The following is a 19932-nucleotide window of genomic DNA, read 5'->3' as shown; positions in this document are numbered from 1 at the left end:
TCACTCCTTACTCTCTAAAAACTCATCAATCGCTTTTCCCAGTAAACTGATTGTCGCTTCTCTACGTTCTTTAGGAGTTGTATTATCAAAGAGATCATTATGGATTGCGCTTGCTTGCGCTAACTTCTGGGGATCAATATGCTCATTAACCATTTTCTCGCCAAGCGTTGAAATACAATGTGTCATTACAGCTGCTAGTTCTTGTTTAGATAGTTTCTTCAATTCTAATCACTCCTGAATCTTTTTCATTGTTTCTTCTGCTACCAATTCCATCACACCGTTATCGATTTTTTTCACTAAGTACTCACCTTGTATCCCTAAATGCGGATACACCACTTTTACTTTATCGCCTTTTTGTATAGAGGTTTGTTTTAACGCATCTGCCTTCGTTTCTACCTGAAGCACTTTATGTTCTAGATTTTCTAATCGCATCGACAACTCTTGTACATTCATCACCTAATAACCTCCAAAACTAAAAAGAGCAACCGTGCACCAGTTGCCCTTCTGCTAAAATTGTATGCTATCAATATAAATCACTTTTTCAACCGTTTCGATTCATTTTAGGAGTGAACCTAAATGATACCTTCTCGTTCCACAAATTTAATTAACCTAACGAGTTCAGCATGTTTCTTTTTGATATGACTAGAACTATAATTTACTACCTCTGCTATTTCTTCTAACGTCATACCATCCACATATTTCAATTTGAGTATCTGATTTTCTAATCCTCTAAACTTACTAATTAATTTTTTTAATCTATACATATCGTTCATCTTATGTGCTAATTCGTATTCAATCGCTTCAATGCGGTTTTCAACTTTTGCACCTTCAGATTCTGCCGTTAAACGTACTTCTCTCAAATCACCACTGATCCAGCGTCTTAATTCTGCTTTTGTCTTATCTAAGTTGTATTCCAGATAGGCAATTTCTTCTTCTAACTTTTGGTAATCTCTCAGCCAGTTAAACAAATGATGATTCACCTACTTTCATATTTCCAGATCAACAACCTCATTTCTGATTGTCGATAGGTGTCATAATGGCTCGTTGTTTATTCCTACAACTTGTACATATGTTTTGCTATAATGGATTTACATTGCCATCTGGAAAAGTGACTTGTCCCCAACGAGTTGCTTTTCCTCTTTTTATTTTATGATTCCTGATTTCACAAAAATATTTCTCCAAGCTACAGCAGTCCGTTCTTTATCGATTTCCTTTTGACGATTCAAAATAGCTCTTTTAACATGTTTTTTCTTCCCAGTTCTCATTTTTTATACTCCCTTTCTTAATAAATTCATTACAATTCCCACGCAATGTGTATAACAGACTTGTACGCTCGAATAAGAGCTTTTTCACCAATAAGGTCTTATGATATTCGGAAAGTTGTTAACATTTCAAAATGGACAATCTGAGAAGCCGATTTATTCGAACTTTTGTTCTTCATTAATATTTATCTCACTAACTTCATTTATGATGACCCCTTTATCTACTAAATCATCCTCGGTTCTTTTTAAGCATTTAATCGTATCGATAACTTTTTCCTTCGACTCTGCTTCAACAACTGCCTCATATACCTTTAATTCTGTGAAAGTCACATTAAATGTTTTCATTCTTTCGACTCCCTTTCCCTAAAATAACGATTTTGTTTAGTTTTCTTCACATTTACAATCGTGTAGCCATTCATCACACTTCCTACATTCACATTCGCAGTTTTCTAATTTCTCATCACATCTAGAGCAATAATCTATGACTTCATAAATCACTTATTTCCCTCCTTACTAAGTTCCTTAATAGTCCGAATCATCCAAGCAAAACTGTTCGCTTCAACTAATATGCATTTACCTTGTACCAAACTAGCATCACATATCAGGTGTAGCTTTTCGATTGTTGTCATTTCCTTTTGCTCAATTATTTTTTCCCAGCCCATTTTGTCTCCTCCAATCAAATAAGAATTTTGTTCGATTATGGTTTAATAACTGTCCATTCTCCTGAATCGATACGCCCTTGAGCTTCTTCCATGCTAATTGCACTACCAGAGCCATCCGAGTAAACAATTTGAATTTTCCCAGTCATGAATCCATCGAAATCTTGATCGTATGAAATTAATGCATTTCCTAAGCTGCGTACTTTTACAAATTCACATCCATCTATATCCTCTACAAGAAATCTAGATTTCGGTTTAATTACTTTCACTTCATGTGGTACGTTAGATTCTCTAGTACAATACTCCGCATCACGATAAGCATCGAAAATATTTTCATGCTCACACATTAATTCTCCACCTAAATACATTCCAAACTTCATATCTCTCCATCTCCCTTTCTATTCAAATAACTTTTTTGTTAAAGTTCTTCCTTTGGATACTTTATATAAGATGAGTCACCTTCAATCATCTCTTCAAAAATTTGATCAACCCACTCTTGAAACACTGTCAAACCTGTTTCTGCATTTCCACTATGCTCATTTACGTGTTGAGCAAATCCTTCAGCGAATTTCCTTTTATATTTGACCTTAATTTCTTCATCATAATTATTTGGATTATCATTAAAAGCGACTACTAACATATCAATCGGCAATTTAATCACCACATTATTACCGCTAACCTTTGCATACTTCATCTCTTACTCCCCTTTACGAATAATCGTTTTTACGTTACACATACTATCTACGAGTCAGCTACACTCTTTCATAACGGAGCTTTACCCCTCCGGACTGTTTAAGCACTTGGCAGGTGATTTGGTCAATTACCTGCCATTCCGATTAAAATAAAGCTTTGGTTAAAATCTTTCACACAAATCCTCTAACCAGTAAGGCTCTTCAAGCCAATGTCCTTCATCTTGATCGAAACGATAGTATAAAACCTCTCCATCTTCATTTACAAAAGGGTTTGTATATGTGTCATAAGGCTTACTTCCTTCTGGATAATAAGTCATAACTTCTTTGCCTAACATCGGACAATGAATTTTTCCTCATTCAATGGCATTTATCCAATTAAGTTCTTTCATTATTTCTCCCCCATTCTTTAACAAAATTTAAATAAATATCCTAGAGATAAACTGTATTTTTGTTTTATCAAGAACGATTATTTCTTGTTCCCCTCGTCTTAAAAATAACGCAAGAACATCCCTTTTCTTCACCTTGTATTCCACGATTGTATTAACTCCCCGCTCATTTGCGAATCTTGTAGCAATCAACGGATCAAAAGTATATGCAATCCAGTCTTTTTCATTTGGCCTATGTGCTCTATATACCGTAATGAAATAGGGTAATCGTTCGAACATTTTAAGTTCACTGGGCTTCATAATGCATTTCTTCCGTTTTGGCCTCTTACTATTAAACAGTTGTTTCCATAACTTTAAATCTGAATGGCCTGAATAACTCACCCACAATGTAGAAAGAAAAAACCAATATCCATAGTTAGTAAGTCCCTCGCACACTTCAGAAAAATACTTTATTGCCTCTGGAGTGCCCTCCCTTTCAATAATTTCCTTTCCAACCTTTGCGTCATATGGATTCCAATTAAATCCTGAGTAAATATCCACACTTTTCACCCGCCTTAATTCCAAAATATACGCACTTTTACAATCGCCCTTTGTATATCTTCTTGATCTGGACTTCATTGAATCCCTCGTATACCATAAACACTTCAGGAAACTGACTCAAACACATATCAATAATCATGTCCTCTGTTGTTCTAATGTAGAAATACTTAACTTCGCCCATGTAATCATTGTGTAAGTAATAACTCTTAATCTCGTGATGGTAGCCATTAGCTTCCAAGACTTCATATAGCTTGATTTTAGTTTCATCTATATCAAATATCGATAGCTGCTCCATGTCACTTTCTCACTTAATATCCATTGTTCTGACGTTCATGGTTAACCTTGTTTTTCTCAATGTATTCATATTCAATTTCTTCTAACGAAAAGCCCAACATTTCCCCTAAACCAAGATAATGGGCTAATAGGACATCTGCCCTAAATGCTGTTGGTTCTTCTTTTAATCGTATTGCTAGTTGATACAATTCGAAAAACTGCTCTGTAACTGTCTCGCAACGCATAGAAGCAGGAAAGTTGATTTCTGTTTTCAAATCTATGCAAAGTCCAATTGCAAAGTGTAATCCATCAACGTATTCTTCTAAAAGTGGATTTTTATAGACTTCTACTTTACAACCATCATCTAATACTTTGATTTTCCCTGTAGGTATGCTAGTTCTCGGTTTACGATCATTGCTCCAAAACTTAAATACTCTCCATTCCTTCATGCATTCGCTTAATTCATCTAAAAACGCTAGTATCCTAAATTCAAATACTTCTTCTCTAGAAAGATTTTTTGACTCTAAAACTCTTTTATCCAAAACGTTCTGCATTGCAAATAACTTTTTAATATCCATTAAGAACACTCCTTTTTTAATCGATGACTGGGCAAAAAAACCTTCACTTTCTTTCGTTAAAAAAATGCAAGTTGTCCATCTGGCCGTTGTAATAACTTAACCTCTTCTTTAGTTTTTTCTTCTATATGATGATTTTGAACTGGTACAAAATCAGTAAACCAATGTAGCGGAAAACAACCACAAAATTTCTTGCGCTCCCGATCATGCCAAAAGCGGCAATGTTTCCCCATCGGCTGTACGATGTAATCTTTAAGTGGTTTATCCTTATACCCCTTTTTTCGCCAAATCAACTGAGCTCTATAGAATAGGTTTGCATTTAACTCAGGCGGATTCGGTTGAGGTTCTGGTGTCCATACTTCCTTTTCCGTGATTTGAAACCTTTCAGCTGGATAGCAACCAAAATGCGCTCCTTTACGATTAAATTTGCTTACATAATAATGACTTGGTTTAGCAGGGAATAAAAAGTACTCTACTTTCTCCTTTAACAAGTCTGAGTGGTCTACATCGATACAAACACCTCTTGTAACACTCAATCTTGAAGCCCTCCTTCTTTACCAAATTGAGCAGCTCTTTGATTAATCTTTGCTAATATACGGCTAATTTGTACCTGACTGTATCCCATTTGATTTGCAATGTTTTGTTGCGTCATATTTTGTAAACGCATATCTAAAACGATATATTCTTTAGGAGGCAATGCAGCTTTAAATCCTCTTATTACAGCTCGATTAATGGTTGTTTCTTCAATATCTTCCGTTTTAGTATCTTCTATCATTGTTTCTAATGTCAGTTCTTCATTAGCTCCAGATGCATATACAACCTTATTAAGCGAATCCGTGCTAGGCTGATACTCCAAAGCCATTTTCACTAAAGTTACCGGTTCATTCAAAATGTCTGCTATTTCTTCTGGTTCCTTATCCGCTAACTGTTGATTTAAAATCTTTCCTTTTACTCCATATACGGTTCTTTGCACTTTTATTTTTTGATTATCCCGAATCGCCCTTCCTATTTCCCCAAGAATTTTCGGAACAGCATACGTTGAAAACGCACATCCGAATTCAAGGTCGAAATTATCTCGTGCTTTTATCAAACCGATCATTCCGAATTGTGTTAAATCCTCAATATCTAAACCAGTATCACGCTCTATACTTGCCTTTTTTTTCGCATACCTTTTCCATACGCAATGATGTACAAGTCTTCCGTATTTATCCATAAACTCATCATCTGACATTTCACGAACATTAACTATTTCCTTAGCTTGTCCCTTTTCTTCAGTCATTTTTGCTCTCTCCTTTTTCAAATTTAGGAAAGTGCTTTTCTCTTAATTTATTTAATGCCGTTTTAAAATCAATATCAGACTGTAGCTTATTATCACTTAGCATTTCAAACAGATCATCCACAAAGTTTTTTACTCTTTCATCTGTTTTAGATTTAATTAGCAGTTGCCTTAACAACGTATCAAACTCTTCCATCAATTTATTATTTTGACCCTTTATTTCTTTCATTTCTCCGCACCCCTTTTATTAGAATCCAATGTCTAAATTTACAATTCGTTTGTCAGTGGTTGTTTTAAAAACAATCGTTTCATCTTTTGATACACCATTTAACAATCTACTTGCTAGTTTCGGATCGTATTTTTGAAATAATTGAGCACTTGATAAATTTGAAGTTGTGATTGTTGTTTTATTCGCCCCTTGTCGTCCATTCGTCACACCATAAAGTATTTTATGAACAAAATCGCTTGCTTCTCCGTTTCGATTCATCGAACCACTTTCAGCCCCTAAATCATCAATTACAAGGAAATCTACATCCACCATTAAACTGATACAATAATCCATTGTGTATTTTGACTCTACATTTCTAAATGAATGCTGTATTAATCGAATTAGCTTTTCAATCTCTACGAATAAGCAGCTTTTCATATTTTTAAAAGCATGTTCATCATTTAATTTCTCACCGTCTGATATTACCCAATAGTGTTTGACTAATTCATACAGCATCGCATACGCTAAATGGCTTTTTCCTACTCCTTGAATCCCTGCAATGTATACATTTAAAAACTCACCGTTTTTTATACGTTCAATAATTTTCATAGCTTTTTCTTTGTTTTCTTTCGTTTCTTGACAATCCGTGTTGTATGTAGACAATCTTGATTCTGTAATGGATTGGTTTTCAATGATACTGTGTTGAAAGAGTACGTTTTTCTTCCGTTCTCTATTAATCTTTTTATAGTGATTATTTGCTTGTTGAAATAAAACCGAATTTTGCTCTTCAACCATGCAGCGGGGGCAATATACAGTTCCTGCATCATCAATCATTTTCCTAACCAATTTAACAACTTCTTTCCCGTGTTTATTAAAGGTGTGCTTATCACAGTTTTCATCTGCAAATTTTAAATTGGTGAGTTTTTCAAAAGAATCTTGTATCCTTTTCACATTTATTACTCCTTTCTAAAACGGCATTTTCCCCCTAAAACCAGGTATAACTATCTGATCTCCATGTTGTTGATTGGACACGTTGACCGTTTCATTTAAGTAGTTGTCAAAATGTTTTTGTGCAAATAACGTGCTTGGTCTTAAAAATTGATCTAGTGGTTTTCCATCAAAACTTTTCTTACCAAGCCATTGTGAGGTTTTGTTATCGATAACTTTTTTAAAGTCCTCTAACTTATACCCCTCATTCCATCTAGCGCGAATCAACTTCCTATGTCCTTCTGCTTTAGGATTGAAGTTTTTATTTGCTTTTTCATTGAAGTAATCCAATATATCTTTATATGGTATTGGATTGGACTTTGCGTCTGATTTTAAAGACGCTTTTGATTTTGTTTTTGTTTTTTCTTCTTCTGATTCTTTTTCTTTTTGTTCTTCTTTTTCTTCTTGTTCTTCTTTTTCTTCTTGTTCTTCTTCTTGGTCACGTATCGTTAACGTATCGTAGGACGTATCGTTAAAACCCGCATAAAGATTGATTTTTCTTTTTAAAACTGCATGATCTGTATGTTCTAAAATGAATTTTATTAGAGATAAATCTTTCACTTTATCAATTTCTCTTTTAAGACAATCTTCAATTGGTTTCCCGCCTCTATTCAGGTTGTATTTGCCCCAATTTTTTATAGCTATTTCTCTTGTCATTTTGTTATATTTGATTAATTTATGATGGCTTTCAAAACGTTCCAGTAATGCTCTAGCTGATTCTATTGATAGTCCGATTTCAAAAGCTATCATCTTAGGTGTGATTTCATATACTCCCAATTGAGTTGTGTGGGGATTAGTCAAAAGATACACCATAAACAATTTGTCTTCTGGCGTCATATCTTCTGATACTTTTACGTCTGTCCAAAATTCTGTATGCACTTTTCTAAAAAGAGCCATAATAACACCCTTTCCATACATCGAGCGTGTATGTTATATTTCTAATAAGTATATTTTTATAAGTATTTTTATTTAGTAACTTGTTGGCGCAAGTTACTTTCTTTGTTTATAAGCCTTAATAAAATCAATCATTGCACTGGTTTTAAATATCTTGGTCTATATTTTTTAACTTCTTGGATCTCACCAGTACGGTCATTTGTAATATATTCTTTTCCGCCCTTTTCTTTATGCTTTGTGTAAGTATCGATGCCTAATCGCTCGGCAAACTCTTCGGTTAACGATTTTTTACCTTGAATTTTCTGCAATTTATTCAAAATGCTTACAGATGCTAAGTTGAATAGTGTTATATCTTTAAAGTTTTGGTAATCCCATAAAAACTCCATGATTTTCTCTCCAATAGGTGTATCCATTCCGATTTTTTTAATTTCATTTATGGTAAAAAAGTAATCTTTCATTTCATAACGAGCGCCATCATAATTTTTATCGATTGGAAATATATTCATAAAATCCCGCGGCGTTAACACCTTCATTAAGTTTTCTAAATAGCTTATTAAAAGAAATCTATTCATTAGGTAGTCATAATTCGAAATATCATTTTTTGACCTTGAAATATATCTAACCCCTGAAAAAATTGCTTTTTTATACGTATCCTTGCTTAATGATTTTGTTTCCTTATCTTGTTCCTTTAACTCATTAACTGCATTCATAAACATTCTGAGATATATCTCAACATAATCTGGCTTACTCTCGTGTATTCCCTCAATAACACGTAACTGATCCATTACCTTTGCCACCTTTTCTTTTTAAGTTTTTGACTCAGAAAAAAACGAATGAAAATAGCCTTACTTACTGCATTTCTATAAAATCCATTTGTGCATTTAAAAACGATATTTCCTCGCTTAATACAATTGGTAGCGTGTATTCCTCAACTATTTTTACTGCTACATTTAAGTGACAACGTTTAATTGCCTTATGACTTTTCACGCCAAATTCGCGGTATAATTGGTTATAAATATCACGGTACACTTTTCCTCTTAATCCACGATTTCTATAGGCATTAGACTGTTTTCCGCCTAGCAATATGACTCCTTTACGCTTTACGGCAGTAGAGATTTCATCACATTCAATTGCGAATAATGGTGTATTTTCTTTCAAGTCTTGTACATCCGACTTTATCTCTTCGATTGCTTGCTGCTGGCCTTCTAATGCTTCGAATGTAAGTTTTAAAATACTCATTGGGTCTGTAGCCACTTGATTCTTTTCCCTCATGTTGAAATATCCATCAACAAATTGATCGTAGATATCCCATGCTTTTTCATCTTCTAAAATTTTTAGTAATTTAAAATATCCTCTTTCAGAAAGTAAATAAATATTACCGTTACGCCCACGATAAGAATTTACGGCTTGTTGTGTAAATCCATATTTTTTAATCTCGGTATCCGTCAAACCGACACCTAACAAATCAATAATGTCTATCCCATCTTTAAACCGTTTTCTATTTTCGTTAATACGTTCATTGATTCGTGATGATTGTCTCCCATGAATAACGGCTATATCCTTAACTAACATTGCTTTCTTACCTTCACCGAATCCACCCTCAATTCCAGTAAATTCATATCCAGCTATGTTTCTTCTTCCTAAAAGACGTATTTCACTTGCTACTGTTAACTGATCCATCTTATTCCCTCCTAAACTTATAAACTTGGAATTACACGAGTTGCGCTAGTATAACGATGTACTAAATGCATTTCTCCATCCGTTTTCTTGAAAACCAACCAATTATCAGGGTTTAAGCTGTATGATTTGAGATGCATTTTTTCACGTTTAGTCAATCTTTTTCCATTTTTCATTCATTACTCTCCTTTCAGGCTTGTCCACTATATAACCTCACTTCATTAAGCTATGCTCAATGAAGCTTAAAGCCTACTTTTCTTGTTCAGTTGCAACTAAACTTGGATTTTTTCTTGTAACTTTTACTTTTATGCCAAATCGCAACTGGTATAGTTCTTCAAACACATCTTCAATTCTTTGGTCTCCATAAACTTCTTCAATAATTCTTAATTTCGTTTGTTTAACCACCAACCTCATCACCTCTTGATAACACCATATGATTCATTTCCACTGAGACAACACTCAAAAATTTTTATAAAATATTCCCTGAGGGAACATTTAAGACTAAAAAAAATCGACCTGTTCCTCAAACAAATCAACTACATCTGATTTCAACACATTCGCTATTCTAGAAGCTAAGTTATAAGAAATTTTCTTCTTATAATGGTGGTTATTAATGAGCTTGTAACAATAACTACAAGAAATACCAAGTGCATCAGCTAATTCGTGATATTTATATCCGGAATTTTTGAATGCAGTTTTCAGTTTTGTTTCTTCTACATTTGTTTTCATTTGATGACTCCTTCCTATATCTGTGTAAATTACCTTAACATTCCCTGAGGGAAAATTCAAGACATATTTTTTTCGTATTTTATTAAATAATCGACTGTTTTATATCATTGATTTTCCCTACAGGAAACATTATAATAAACTCAACAAACCACTTATATGAGGTGATTATTGTGGAGTTTAAAGATCGACTGCGTCAATTACGAAAAGAGCGTAAGTTAACTCAGACCGAGATAGGTAAGGCAATTGGTGTTACTGCTGGCAGTGTTTCTAAATTCGAAACAGGTCTTAAACCAGCTTCTCGCGAAACCGTGGAACGTGCTGCTAATTTCTTTGAAGTACCTATTGATTTTATCTTAGGGAGGTCTGACTCTCGCGAAGTAGATGAGGATTTTAACAAGAAATACCACGGTATAAAGTCTCGATTAGAACAATTACCTGAAGAACATCAAGAAATCGTTCTACAAAATATGCTATCGATCATGGAAAGTCTTGAAAAATTAAATAATCCAACTGAAAAATAGTGGTGGCAACTGGATCATCACTATTTTTTTAGTTTGTTTTAATATTAAATGCTGTTTCAATGTATCGTTGCATATCTTCTTCATTTTGAGAAGCTTCAGCAATACATTTTAGGAACGATTTTAATATCTCTTCTGTTCCCATAAATATATCCCCCTTCCGTTCTCTGTAGGTATATAATAACATTTCCCCACGGGAATATTCTGAAAAGTACATTACTTTTCGTTTTTTCATTTTAGTTGACCATAAGAAAAAGACTGAGAATTTTCTCAGTCTTTAATTTCCAAACGATTTAACCACCGGGCTTAATCGTTTCTTGCATATATGTTATCGTTTCATTTTGTTTGTAGTGATCTGGTTTCTCTGCGGTATATCCGCTCAACGCTGTGAATACTGTTAATGCAATTAAGATTGTAGAAGCTATCTTTTTCACTGCAAAACACTCCCTTTCCTATGTTCCCCTTAAAATTCATCATCGATTTAATTAACCCCGATTGATCTCCTCTTTTGTAAATCTCTTTTGCAACCAAACTTGTAAAAAAATAATTAGATTGCAGCAGAAACTTTTGAAAACATTCATATATCTCATTCGGTGAATTGCTTACAATTCCCTTATAGTATACCAGAAAATCTTCTTCTTCCCCATCATATAGGGATTCTTGAAGCAATTTTAACATTTGAGTATCTGGACTATTTTGAAATTGTATTAAGTGTGGGTCTGAATCCTTTGCTAAGGGTTCGCCTAAATATATCTTAGCAAAATCTAGATTATAACGCACTTCTTTTTCGTACGTTTTGTCTCCGACCTTTTTAAATAGCGTGTAACTGTCCTCAAAGTATTCGAGGCTCTTTTCCTTATCCTCACCTAGATAAGACATTCCTAGTATGTACAATGCGTCTGAGATGGTCTTTTCGCTGATATTAGCATCTATTATTACATTAGCAAATTTCCTAGCTAAATCTAAATGATTATAGTGTAAATATACTGGGGCAAATATTTCTGCCACTCGATATATATAACATTCTTTAATATAAGATTTTCTATCGCTATCAACAGCCTCAACTTGAGCTTCGATTTCTTGGATTAATTCCAACATTAAATTGTACTTCTTTAAGTGGAAATAATTGTAACACTTCATTATATCCATAAGAATGTTTAGAACTTTATCTTTGGGTTGTCCAACTTTTTTCAGTTGGTTAACAATTTCCGTCCCATGAACTTCTCCGATGATATATTGATACAAGATTCCATATACAGAAACATATTCACGTATAGTTCCTGTTTCCTCTTTATGCTTTGTAAGTAATTTCCCTAAAAGATTAATATTCCGTGTTACACAAGCATATTCAAAACTTTGTTTTATAGCCTCAGTAGTATCTAGTTCTAGACACCATTCAGCCATTGTTTCTTTAAATGTTTTATCTTTCTCACTTAATATATGTGACAGCTTAACGAGCTGACAAAATCCAATTGCGCCTTTATTTTTAAATTTTGACATGTATTGTCTAGAAACTCCGATTTGTTCTGCTACATAGCTTAGGCTTAAATCTTCCCGATCCTCAATTATTCCGATAATCTTTTTGTGAAATCTCAATTGAAAAGCCCCCTTCATTTCAAACAAATAACGCCTTCTCCCTGTATTTACAAAATATTCTACCATATAAATAAGAACATGTATTCTCCTATTCTTCTGAAAAATATTGAGAAAGTTTTTATAACCGTAATCACTAGTTACAATTATACATTTCATTTGTTATGCATAATTGTAGATAGTGAAGACTACATTTCTATCCTGTAGACGATTTTTATATCCCCGTTCTCAAATATCTCAATCCTATCTATAATCCTTTTAAACTCTTCATACAAATTCTTACTTTCGTCTAACAAAGCAAAAGCTTTTCTAAATTCATCTTGAGTTCGTTTAATTTCGCTCTTATCCTCCATCGACACAAATTGAACTTCTTTTTCCTTTATAGTCTTCTCTAATTCGTTGCGACGACTCAAAAATTCTTCTTTTTCAATAAGTTCTTCCATATATAAATCAATCAGTTTTTTTCTCTTTTCTTCAATCCTTTGTATTTCTCTTTGTAATTTGTTTTTCTTCTCTGCATTTGAACTTTCTTCATTCAAATTGAATTCCGTTTCTAACTGTTTTTCTTTTTCTTTCAAATTCTCTAATATAAACTCACGAAATTCATGATATTGAATTGGAGCGTGGCGTACACATTCATCACTTCCGTATCGTTTATATCTAGAGCATTTTAAGTATCTCCACTCTTCCTTAGTTCCATCTTTCTTTTTCTTAGCGCTATATACAACTTGCATCGCTGAGCCGCAATGCGCGCAAAACATTATCCCTCGAAATTCATTCCATAGTGCAGGCCTTCTCTTTTTAGCAGAGCGCGGCTTATTTACTAATTCCCACTGTTCCTCAGATACAATGGCAGGATGATGTTTTTTAAATATTGTCCATTTTTCTTCAGGATTTTTTATTTGTTTCTTACGACCTGAAATCTTTACTGTAGTGTACTGGTTTAATATATAGTCACCTTTATAAATTGGATTCTTAATAATTCTTTGCACGGAAGACATTTGCCATTTACCGCCAGTTTTTGATGGAATGCCTCTTTCGTTTAATATTTTTGCAATTCCTATATATCCAATTCCTTTTGAATACATATCATAGATTTCTCTAACAATCTCGGCTTCTTCCTCGTTAATTACATATTTCTTCTCACGATCAGAGTAACCAAAAGGCAACCGCCCACCTGTATGCTCGCCTCTCCTAACTTTAGCTGATAAAGCTGCCGATATAGATACAGATAAAGTTTTCGGATATTGCGATGCGAACATAGCAAACATTTCAAACTTCATATCGTTTTTTCCTTCATAATGGCTATCGTATCCCTCTTCGATTGTGACTAATCGAATCCCATTAGCAATAAGTATTTCTTTAATCTCTAGAGCATCTTTTAAATCACGTGCTAAACGATGGATTGATTTGAATAACACCATCTGTAATTCACGTTTTTTAGCTTTCTCTAGTATAAGTTGCATTGCATGTCGTTCTAATAAAACCGTGCCCGTAATACCATCATCAAAATATATTGAGTTTTCATCCCAATCATACCCATGCTGATCTAACCAATATCGACATACATCGATTTGATTTTCTACAGATGAGACTTGTTCGTCCCTGTCTGTAGATACCCGAACATAAACTGCATACTTCAATCAAATCACCATCTTTACTAGTTATAATTACTCATATCAATAAAATGTGAATGATTAAAGTATACAAACAAAATCTTATCCCTACAATCCTTTTTACTTATTCTGTAAGCCAATCATATAAGGTTTCTCTACACTCTTTTCTTCGTTCCACTACAAATTTACTTTCAACAATTCTATAAAAATAACCTTCAAAAGTACTTCTAATTTTATTTGCTTTTTCTGCAAAAACAGTTTCTTTGAATGCTTGAACGGCTTGATTTATCACTTGTTCAATAGGCTTGTCTATTTTTGAACGCTTATAAGCCATTAATACCCGATGATACAGTTTATAAATTTTATCTGCCGATTTGAAGAAAGGAGCTACCACATCTCTGAATTGGCTTGGTACATTTTCTGGTGTGAAAGTTTCATCTAAATCTTCTAATTCGATTTCTTTAGAGTCCCTTACTGACGTTTCTTTTACGTTTAATTCGTTTTTTAATTCTTCTAGAGGGTGTGATTCAGAAAGTTTAGTTTCCTTGTCCGATTTTGCATCGGAAACCTTTGATTCTGTAGGTTTTTCTGCATCTTGTCGCTGTGACATTTTCGGTAGGACACTCGGTGTGACACTATATTTTTTTAGAAGGACATAGACGTTATGTCCATTTCCTCCACGTAATTTCCCTTCCGTTCGAATCGTTTTATGTCTAGTTACTGCCTCGAAATCCTCCAACACTTTCAATACCCTACGGACAGTTCGATCGCTTATATTTAATGCCTTAGCAATTGTTCCTACCTTCAGGAAAGATACACCTGGAATCTTGCATGAGTGCCTTGCTAGAAATTTCAATACTTTTATTGCTGACTCAGATAATTCATGTGTATGTTTGTATAAAAAAGAACATATTGCTTCATTCATCTCTTCTACTGATTGAAATGATTGTAGTTCTTTGTATTGTGTATAATTTGCTGAACTAAGCATCTTCTTACCCCCAGTTATATAAGTACAATGATCATATTAATTACAATTAAAATTGCAGAAACTGTGTAGAAACCATAAAACCATACAAAATCTGATTTGCTTTCTAAACCAAAATAATCATTGAACTTCTCCAATTACATCGAGCCCCTTTCAATATTTGTTACCATCAATATACATTATCCACTATTGGATAGTCAATACAGGATTGAAAAAAATATTGATTATTGAATATCACTTATTGCATAATGGATATAGAGGAGTGATTATTTTGGAGAATGTAACATACATAGTTAAACCACGTTTAGGAGAAATACTGAAAGAACGTCAATTAACTCAATCTCGACTTGCAGAATTAGCAAATATACCTCAGTCTTCAATATCAAGATTCGATAAAAATGAACAGCACAGAGATATTCATTTAGTTGCCATAAGTCGCGCTTTAAAAATATCTATTGATGAACTGTTTGAAATTAAGGAAGTGAAATAAAAAAGAGCTAATCATTCGAAATGATCAGCTCTTTTTTTCATCATTAAGTAGCAGCGATTACATATACTTTTACAAACACTTTATATTTATTCGCCAGTTGTTCTAACTTCTTTTCTCTGTATTTTGTGATTGTAAAGAAATGAATAACTGGCACTTTTCCGTTATGCTTCTGTTTATAAATCTGAGTTAACTCTTCGTATTTTTTTAATTTCTCATCGTTTACTATCATTTTCTGAGTACGATCTATCTCTACAGCATGAAGTATTCCGTCCTCATCACGAAATTTTACGTCTGGAATTATTTTTTTCTTTTTATTATCTTTTATATATTTAATTTCAGTTTCTACTTGCCAATCATCTGGACAAAATAAATGTAGCCAAGCCTCATTACGTAAAATAGCGTGTGCTACTTTACCATGATGTACAACTTTACCTTCACCGAACAACTTATGTCCTGATTGGTTTAAATAATATACATGCTCTTTATTGTAAACTACCTTACTTGTATACGTAGATAAATCTTTCATAATTCGATTTGCATTTCTTATTCCGCCCATTTCATGAACACTCATTAAATGCCTTCTAGTTGCAAACTGTAGCTTTCTAATCGTCGCAAGTATCGCCATTTGACGGTTGATTTGCATATGCGTTTGCATTCTCATGTTTCTCCACCTCGTATCCTTTTAAATGCTCCCACATCATCTCGTTACTAATGTAAGGCACTTGTATTTCTGTAAGTCTATCGGTTTTGAAAATTGCGCGTCCGGGAATGCTTTTTATTGTTTCTAATCCTGCTTCATCTATAACAACACTTGAGGCCGTTTGAGTTGGTAATCTAAAGCCTAATTTCGCATCACTATTTTGTTTCACTTGGCGTGGTAATGTATCCCCTGTCGGATACTGTGTACAAAAAATCAATCTAAACCCTAAAGCACCACCTATGCGCGCTATATGAGAAAGCATTTGTTGACACGCTCCCAATAACCTTTGTTGTTCTTTTTTCATACTTTTATCTGGGCAAAGTTCAGCTCCTTCGTCTACTATAATAAAGCAACGCTCTTTGATATTTGTTTCCACAACATTTGTGTAATGTCTACCTTTCATATATTCCATTTTCTCTTCAATCTTCTTGAGAATATTAGTTAATATCATAAAAGCTTCTGTGGGCTTTTCAGCAATAGAAACTACTTGTTTTAAATTCTTATACGGCCCAAACTCCAAACCGCCTTTTAAATCAATAATGTATAAATTAATATGTTCTGGTTGTGCTAAAGTAAGCGAAGTAACTACATTCTTTAGAAACACCGTCTTACCCATTCGAGTGAGACCACCTAGTGTCATATGTGGTGTTTTATCAAAATCATGATAGATAAGTTTTTCTAAACTTTGGCCCATTGGAACACACCAACTTCCTTCTGCCACCAAATCTTTTGACCATGACCATTTTTTCGGTATATCTCTATGAAACACACGAACCCTTAACTTGTAATTATCATAATCAATTCGGACAGGTTTACTTAGCCCTTCAGAGACAACATCCTCCACCTTCTGAATAATTTTACTCGGCATTCCTACAGGTAATCGATATATATAAGTTGTACTTCGATCATCCTCTTTTTGTTCAAGAAAAACTGGATACTGTAATCTGTCCTCTCTACGTATCGCAATTCCGCTTACTTCGAAAAAAACTTGTATTTTCTTTCGATCACTCTCTCTTCCTTTGAGCCTCCCGCCAAATATGGCGAAAATTAAACCTGCGAATGGTACTGATAACAACTCCAGCATATAATCACTCCCTATATCCCTCTTATAGAGGGTATATATCCCTGTTTCAAGGAATACGTGCATACAAGTTAAACTCCTTATGACATAAGGAACAAAAGGTTTCCACATCGTATTCCTTCATAGAAATAAAACGAGAACATAACGTAGAAGGTATAGAAACGAGCCTGTAAGTGTTGTGTACAAGGTGACACGTGGAAGCCAATGTGGAACACTTTTCCCCATTTTTTCAGCTACTTTCATAGCGACTACAGATAATCCTGTTGCAGTCCAAATAACTACTGCTTCTCCTGCAAGTGTCATGATTATTCCTCCTCTTCCTTTTCACGAAATACAATACCTTTTCTGGTAAGGACAACATCATAACAATCCATTAGGATCTCCCAATTTAAAACATCTTCTTCCTCACCATATAAATCTTCCTCCACTACCTGTGATAAATTAAAATACCCTTTGTACTCTTTGTTATTAAAAACTTTATGGTTTCTCATGTGATTTAAAATTGATTCAGTTTCTGCTCTTGATCTTGATTCGTTGTACATAGATCGTAACTCTTTTGAAGGATGTAAATATGGAGTTGTGTTTAAATGGTTATATTGCCAACGCATATAGACCTCTCCCCTCTTGTTGTCTCTTCTTCCTTGTGGTCTTCCAAGTGGAAGTAATATAGGTATATGAACCAGAAAACAAAAACTTGTTTGTCCAACAACAAAAAAATCAAAAGGTTTTTCAAAAAATTGATTGAATGTTTTAAAGGGAGGGATTTTATGGAGTGCAAATTAAAAATGATTTTAGCCGATAGAATGATTAAACAATCTGCATTAGCAAAAAGAGCTGGCATAACAGATCAAACATTAAGTATGATAGTTAGAGGGAAAAGCGAACCGACATTACGAGTTGCTATGCGTATAGCAAAAGCGCTTGATATGCAGGTTGAGGATATATGGAAAGACATTGATTAAGTTTTCAACTGTTACATTGTTCGGTATGATTTATTTAAGGAGGCTATTTTATGGAGTTACGTAAAACTGCTGATGGGGAAACCTTTATTATCGAATTGCAGGAAAAGAAAAGTTCTACCGGTAATCAATTGAAAAGATTTATATACCTCTCAATCGGTATATTAGGACTGCTTATCTCAGTAGCATTATTCTTTACTATTATTGGAATTTTACCTGCTATCGGATTAGCATTTTTCTCAGTTATTTTCATGTATAAAGCAATGGGAAAACAACTTGTAAAATGTCCTAACTGTAGTAAAAAACAACCTGTTGTACATAAAGCTGAAGCGTTTATTTGTCATAGATGTAATAAACGTACTCTGATTGAATGGAAACAATAAAAAAAAGAGGGATTCCCAATAAGTTAGGAATCCCTCTTTTCACTTCACATACACATAGGCTTCACTTGCTGTGATATAGTATGTTGTTCCTTTACTATTGTGCACTTTGTATTGTGAGGAACCGTTTACCGTTACTGTTGCATCAATTGTAAAGCCTAATCCTGTATCTACAGTACCTGCGACATACTTATCTTCCCACGATGGAGCGCTGTAAAATCTGAGATTATTAACTTTCGACACTACACGTTTTCCAGCGACTGAACTTACAGCTTCTTTCTTTTCAAATCGGATATACGATGGATTATATTTTATCCACTGATCTCCACCTAAATTTAGCCATCCGTCCTTTTCTCCCCAAACTTTATAAGCCTCTGGTTTATTTAATTGACGAATAACAGAATAGCTTGCATCTGGGCCTTTGTGTAAATTTACATTATATCCTTCAATGTAAACTACACCTTCTACATTGGCTGTTGGTTTTTCCGCTGGTTTAGAAGGTTGTTCAGGAATAGAAATACCCGTGTTATTATATGCACGTTTTACATCTGCTCGGAATTGAGCTTCAGATATACCATGTTTTTTTAGATAATCCAGTGGATCAGTGTGAGTTGTTCCGCCAAGATATTTCCTTACATCATCATGTGTCCATAGTCCTTTTTCTACTGAAAGTCCACGATCACGTAAAATTTTCGCTAGTAATTTTACATACTTGTCATAGCTTCGCTTAAACTTGCTATAATCTGAAGTCTCACAAAGTTCAACGTGTACAAAACGTGCATTAGCAGCTGGCCCAGCGCCATACGCAATATAACGTGTATCTGCAATTTGAATAACTTCATCCCAATCAACTGCATAATGTACAAATGCATTTCTCCAAGTACGTGTTTCATAACGTTGAATATTGATTGCTGGAGCTTCTGGAGTCGCTGTACTATGTGCAACTACACCTTCATACGCTCCTACTCCATTTCTATATCCTTGCTTCGGTAAATCAGGAATGATTAATATTTTGTCAGCAAAAGCACTTGTTGTAATGGATAACGCTAGAATAGCTGTAAGAACTATAGAAGAAATGTGTTTTAATGTCTTTTTCATTTTACATCAGCATCCTTTTTCATAATTTTTGTGTGGTCAAACAGTCCACTTGCTGACAGTCCGATGATGATTCCTTGAAATACATTTGTTTTGATGTCTCCGTCCAAAAACAAAACGCCTAGCACAATGCCAAGCGTTAAATTCAATAACGGAACATATTTTGTTTGTAACCCAATTGTTTTTACAATCTGCGATAGCCCAACAACAACACCAATTATTACAGCAACACTAACCATTACATACCACCTCCTCGTATGATTAAGTTAGGTTTTTTAGGGACGGGATGTACCTATAAACCCAAGAGTATCTATTTTTATGAGATACTTAAATTTGTAGATAGAGTGTTGCCGACCA

At 34.1% G+C, this 19932-nt stretch carries 36 protein-coding genes; 4 read left to right on the top strand and 32 right to left on the bottom strand.

Annotated elements, in window-relative coordinates; all coding sequences use genetic code 11:
* The 22 genes from ACS2CR_RS24980 to ACS2CR_RS24875 form a co-directional block, all read right to left on the bottom strand.
* The gene (locus ACS2CR_RS24980) at window positions 1–222 is read right to left on the bottom strand and encodes a hypothetical protein (RefSeq protein WP_151522132.1); all 222 of its coding nucleotides are present in this window, start codon (window positions 220–222) and stop codon (window positions 1–3) included.
* Window positions 223–228: 6 nt separating this feature from the next.
* A complete protein-coding gene (locus ACS2CR_RS24975) occupies window positions 229–453 on the bottom strand; it encodes a hypothetical protein (RefSeq protein ID WP_079246302.1) in 225 nt (74 codons plus the stop codon).
* Window positions 454–572: 119 nt separating this feature from the next.
* Window positions 573–968 carry a sigma-70 family RNA polymerase sigma factor gene (locus tag ACS2CR_RS24970; RefSeq protein WP_153602893.1) on the bottom strand — a complete coding sequence of 132 codons (396 nt, stop codon included), beginning with the start codon at window positions 966–968 and terminating at the stop codon, window positions 573–575.
* Between the two features lie 174 nt (window positions 969–1142).
* Window positions 1143–1265, bottom strand: coding sequence for a DUF3983 domain-containing protein (locus tag ACS2CR_RS24965; protein ID WP_153602894.1), 123 nt, complete (start codon window positions 1263–1265; stop codon window positions 1143–1145).
* A 153-nt stretch (window positions 1266–1418) separates the two neighbouring features.
* On the bottom strand, window positions 1419–1607 hold the full coding sequence (locus tag ACS2CR_RS24960; RefSeq protein ID WP_153602895.1) for a hypothetical protein: 189 nt from the start codon (window positions 1605–1607) through the stop codon (window positions 1419–1421).
* Window positions 1608–1756: 149 nt separating this feature from the next.
* Window positions 1757–1924, bottom strand: coding sequence for a hypothetical protein (locus ACS2CR_RS24955; protein WP_438906080.1), 168 nt, complete (start codon window positions 1922–1924; stop codon window positions 1757–1759).
* A gap of 35 nt (window positions 1925–1959) precedes the next feature.
* Window positions 1960–2301: a hypothetical protein gene (locus ACS2CR_RS24950; RefSeq protein WP_327939685.1), complete on the bottom strand. Its 342-nt coding sequence runs from the start codon at window positions 2299–2301 to the stop codon at window positions 1960–1962.
* 38 nt (window positions 2302–2339) lie between these two features.
* Window positions 2340–2615 carry a hypothetical protein gene (locus tag ACS2CR_RS24945; protein WP_438906079.1) on the bottom strand — a complete coding sequence of 92 codons (276 nt, stop codon included), beginning with the start codon at window positions 2613–2615 and terminating at the stop codon, window positions 2340–2342.
* A gap of 159 nt (window positions 2616–2774) precedes the next feature.
* Window positions 2775–2948 (bottom strand): hypothetical protein, encoded by a 174-nt coding sequence (locus ACS2CR_RS24940; RefSeq protein ID WP_325853137.1) that lies wholly within the window; start codon window positions 2946–2948, stop codon window positions 2775–2777.
* Window positions 2949–3029: 81 nt separating this feature from the next.
* Complete coding sequence (locus tag ACS2CR_RS24935) at window positions 3030–3539, bottom strand: hypothetical protein (RefSeq protein ID WP_325853136.1); 510 nt, start codon at window positions 3537–3539, stop codon at window positions 3030–3032.
* Between the two features lie 37 nt (window positions 3540–3576).
* Window positions 3577–3834: a hypothetical protein gene (locus ACS2CR_RS24930; RefSeq protein ID WP_044821898.1), complete on the bottom strand. Its 258-nt coding sequence runs from the start codon at window positions 3832–3834 to the stop codon at window positions 3577–3579.
* Window positions 3835–3847: 13 nt separating this feature from the next.
* Window positions 3848–4390: a dUTP diphosphatase gene (locus ACS2CR_RS24925; protein ID WP_153602600.1), complete on the bottom strand. Its 543-nt coding sequence runs from the start codon at window positions 4388–4390 to the stop codon at window positions 3848–3850.
* A gap of 56 nt (window positions 4391–4446) precedes the next feature.
* Entirely contained in the window at window positions 4447–4923 is a 477-nt protein-coding gene (locus ACS2CR_RS24920; protein ID WP_153602601.1) for a hypothetical protein, read from the bottom strand.
* On the bottom strand, window positions 4920–5666 hold the full coding sequence (locus tag ACS2CR_RS24915; protein WP_000134086.1) for a sigma-70 family RNA polymerase sigma factor: 747 nt from the start codon (window positions 5664–5666) through the stop codon (window positions 4920–4922). Before ACS2CR_RS24915 ends, ACS2CR_RS24920 begins: the two co-directional genes overlap by 4 nt.
* Window positions 5659–5892, bottom strand: coding sequence for a hypothetical protein (locus ACS2CR_RS24910; protein WP_061684654.1), 234 nt, complete (start codon window positions 5890–5892; stop codon window positions 5659–5661). Before ACS2CR_RS24910 ends, ACS2CR_RS24915 begins: the two co-directional genes overlap by 8 nt.
* 18 nt (window positions 5893–5910) lie before the next feature.
* Complete coding sequence (locus tag ACS2CR_RS24905) at window positions 5911–6822, bottom strand: ATP-binding protein (RefSeq protein WP_000822421.1); 912 nt, start codon at window positions 6820–6822, stop codon at window positions 5911–5913.
* A gap of 15 nt (window positions 6823–6837) precedes the next feature.
* On the bottom strand, window positions 6838–7755 hold the full coding sequence (locus ACS2CR_RS24900) for a conserved phage C-terminal domain-containing protein (RefSeq protein ID WP_153602602.1): 918 nt from the start codon (window positions 7753–7755) through the stop codon (window positions 6838–6840).
* Between the two features lie 128 nt (window positions 7756–7883).
* Window positions 7884–8537: a hypothetical protein gene (locus ACS2CR_RS24895; protein WP_153602603.1), complete on the bottom strand. Its 654-nt coding sequence runs from the start codon at window positions 8535–8537 to the stop codon at window positions 7884–7886.
* A gap of 64 nt (window positions 8538–8601) precedes the next feature.
* Window positions 8602–9432, bottom strand: coding sequence for an ORF6C domain-containing protein (locus ACS2CR_RS24890; RefSeq protein ID WP_153602604.1), 831 nt, complete (start codon window positions 9430–9432; stop codon window positions 8602–8604).
* Between the two features lie 17 nt (window positions 9433–9449).
* Window positions 9450–9605 (bottom strand): DUF6906 family protein, encoded by a 156-nt coding sequence (locus tag ACS2CR_RS24885; protein ID WP_000788394.1) that lies wholly within the window; start codon window positions 9603–9605, stop codon window positions 9450–9452.
* A gap of 73 nt (window positions 9606–9678) precedes the next feature.
* A complete protein-coding gene (locus tag ACS2CR_RS24880) occupies window positions 9679–9837 on the bottom strand; it encodes a hypothetical protein (RefSeq protein ID WP_000260579.1) in 159 nt (52 codons plus the stop codon).
* 93 nt (window positions 9838–9930) lie between these two features.
* The gene (locus tag ACS2CR_RS24875; protein WP_153602605.1) at window positions 9931–10158 is read right to left on the bottom strand and encodes a helix-turn-helix domain-containing protein; all 228 of its coding nucleotides are present in this window, start codon (window positions 10156–10158) and stop codon (window positions 9931–9933) included.
* 170 nt (window positions 10159–10328) lie between these two features.
* On the opposite strand from ACS2CR_RS24875, the gene ACS2CR_RS24870 reads away from it, so the two are divergent.
* Window positions 10329–10679: a helix-turn-helix transcriptional regulator gene (locus ACS2CR_RS24870; protein WP_325853135.1), complete on the top strand. Its 351-nt coding sequence runs from the start codon at window positions 10329–10331 to the stop codon at window positions 10677–10679.
* A gap of 333 nt (window positions 10680–11012) precedes the next feature.
* Here ACS2CR_RS24870 and ACS2CR_RS24865 read toward each other — a convergent pair whose 3' ends face one another.
* The 4 genes from ACS2CR_RS24865 to ACS2CR_RS24850 all read right to left on the bottom strand — a co-directional run bounded on the left by ACS2CR_RS24865 (window position 11013) and on the right by ACS2CR_RS24850 (window position 15007).
* The gene (locus ACS2CR_RS24865; protein WP_325853138.1) at window positions 11013–12290 is read right to left on the bottom strand and encodes an AimR family lysis-lysogeny pheromone receptor; all 1278 of its coding nucleotides are present in this window, start codon (window positions 12288–12290) and stop codon (window positions 11013–11015) included.
* Window positions 12291–12457: 167 nt separating this feature from the next.
* On the bottom strand, window positions 12458–13912 hold the full coding sequence (locus ACS2CR_RS24860) for a recombinase family protein (protein ID WP_153602854.1): 1455 nt from the start codon (window positions 13910–13912) through the stop codon (window positions 12458–12460).
* A gap of 97 nt (window positions 13913–14009) precedes the next feature.
* Window positions 14010–14873 carry a helix-turn-helix domain-containing protein gene (locus ACS2CR_RS24855; RefSeq protein ID WP_153602855.1) on the bottom strand — a complete coding sequence of 288 codons (864 nt, stop codon included), beginning with the start codon at window positions 14871–14873 and terminating at the stop codon, window positions 14010–14012.
* Between the two features lie 14 nt (window positions 14874–14887).
* Window positions 14888–15007: a DUF3961 domain-containing protein gene (locus tag ACS2CR_RS24850; protein ID WP_127057650.1), complete on the bottom strand. Its 120-nt coding sequence runs from the start codon at window positions 15005–15007 to the stop codon at window positions 14888–14890.
* A gap of 134 nt (window positions 15008–15141) precedes the next feature.
* Between ACS2CR_RS24850 and ACS2CR_RS24845 the strand changes: the two genes are divergently transcribed.
* Complete coding sequence (locus ACS2CR_RS24845; protein ID WP_153602856.1) at window positions 15142–15360, top strand: helix-turn-helix domain-containing protein; 219 nt, start codon at window positions 15142–15144, stop codon at window positions 15358–15360.
* Window positions 15361–15403: 43 nt separating this feature from the next.
* On the opposite strand, the gene ACS2CR_RS24840 is transcribed toward ACS2CR_RS24845, so the two are convergent.
* From ACS2CR_RS24840 to ACS2CR_RS24825, 4 genes are all read right to left on the bottom strand, one after another.
* On the bottom strand, window positions 15404–16021 hold the full coding sequence (locus ACS2CR_RS24840; RefSeq protein WP_153602857.1) for a replication-relaxation family protein: 618 nt from the start codon (window positions 16019–16021) through the stop codon (window positions 15404–15406).
* Entirely contained in the window at window positions 15963–17144 is a 1182-nt protein-coding gene (locus ACS2CR_RS24835) for an FtsK/SpoIIIE domain-containing protein (RefSeq protein WP_153602858.1), read from the bottom strand. Before ACS2CR_RS24835 ends, ACS2CR_RS24840 begins: the two co-directional genes overlap by 59 nt.
* Before the next feature lie 117 nt (window positions 17145–17261).
* Window positions 17262–17444, bottom strand: a complete 183-nt coding sequence (locus tag ACS2CR_RS24830) for a hypothetical protein (RefSeq protein WP_000170787.1) — start codon at window positions 17442–17444, stop codon at window positions 17262–17264.
* Between the two features lie 2 nt (window positions 17445–17446).
* Window positions 17447–17749: a hypothetical protein gene (locus tag ACS2CR_RS24825; protein WP_001267630.1), complete on the bottom strand. Its 303-nt coding sequence runs from the start codon at window positions 17747–17749 to the stop codon at window positions 17447–17449.
* Between the two features lie 159 nt (window positions 17750–17908).
* Here ACS2CR_RS24825 and ACS2CR_RS24820 point away from each other — a divergent pair, with 159 nt between their 5' ends.
* Window positions 17909–18103 carry a helix-turn-helix transcriptional regulator gene (locus tag ACS2CR_RS24820; RefSeq protein WP_000388950.1) on the top strand — a complete coding sequence of 65 codons (195 nt, stop codon included), beginning with the start codon at window positions 17909–17911 and terminating at the stop codon, window positions 18101–18103.
* A 50-nt stretch (window positions 18104–18153) separates the two neighbouring features.
* Window positions 18154–18483: a hypothetical protein gene (locus ACS2CR_RS24815; RefSeq protein ID WP_153602860.1), complete on the top strand. Its 330-nt coding sequence runs from the start codon at window positions 18154–18156 to the stop codon at window positions 18481–18483.
* A 39-nt stretch (window positions 18484–18522) separates the two neighbouring features.
* Here the strand turns inward: ACS2CR_RS24815 and ACS2CR_RS24810 are convergent, their stop codons facing one another.
* A complete protein-coding gene (locus ACS2CR_RS24810) occupies window positions 18523–19578 on the bottom strand; it encodes an N-acetylmuramoyl-L-alanine amidase (protein WP_153602861.1) in 1056 nt (351 codons plus the stop codon).
* On the bottom strand, window positions 19575–19814 hold the full coding sequence (locus ACS2CR_RS24805) for a hypothetical protein (RefSeq protein WP_000255363.1): 240 nt from the start codon (window positions 19812–19814) through the stop codon (window positions 19575–19577). Before ACS2CR_RS24805 ends, ACS2CR_RS24810 begins: the two co-directional genes overlap by 4 nt.
* Window positions 19815–19932 lie beyond the last annotated feature (118 nt).

Source organism: Bacillus cereus group sp. BceL291 (assembly GCF_051776705.1).
Lineage (GTDB): Bacteria > Bacillota > Bacilli > Bacillales > Bacillaceae_G > Bacillus_A > Bacillus_A cereus.
This window is presented reverse-complemented; position numbering and strand designations above follow the sequence as displayed.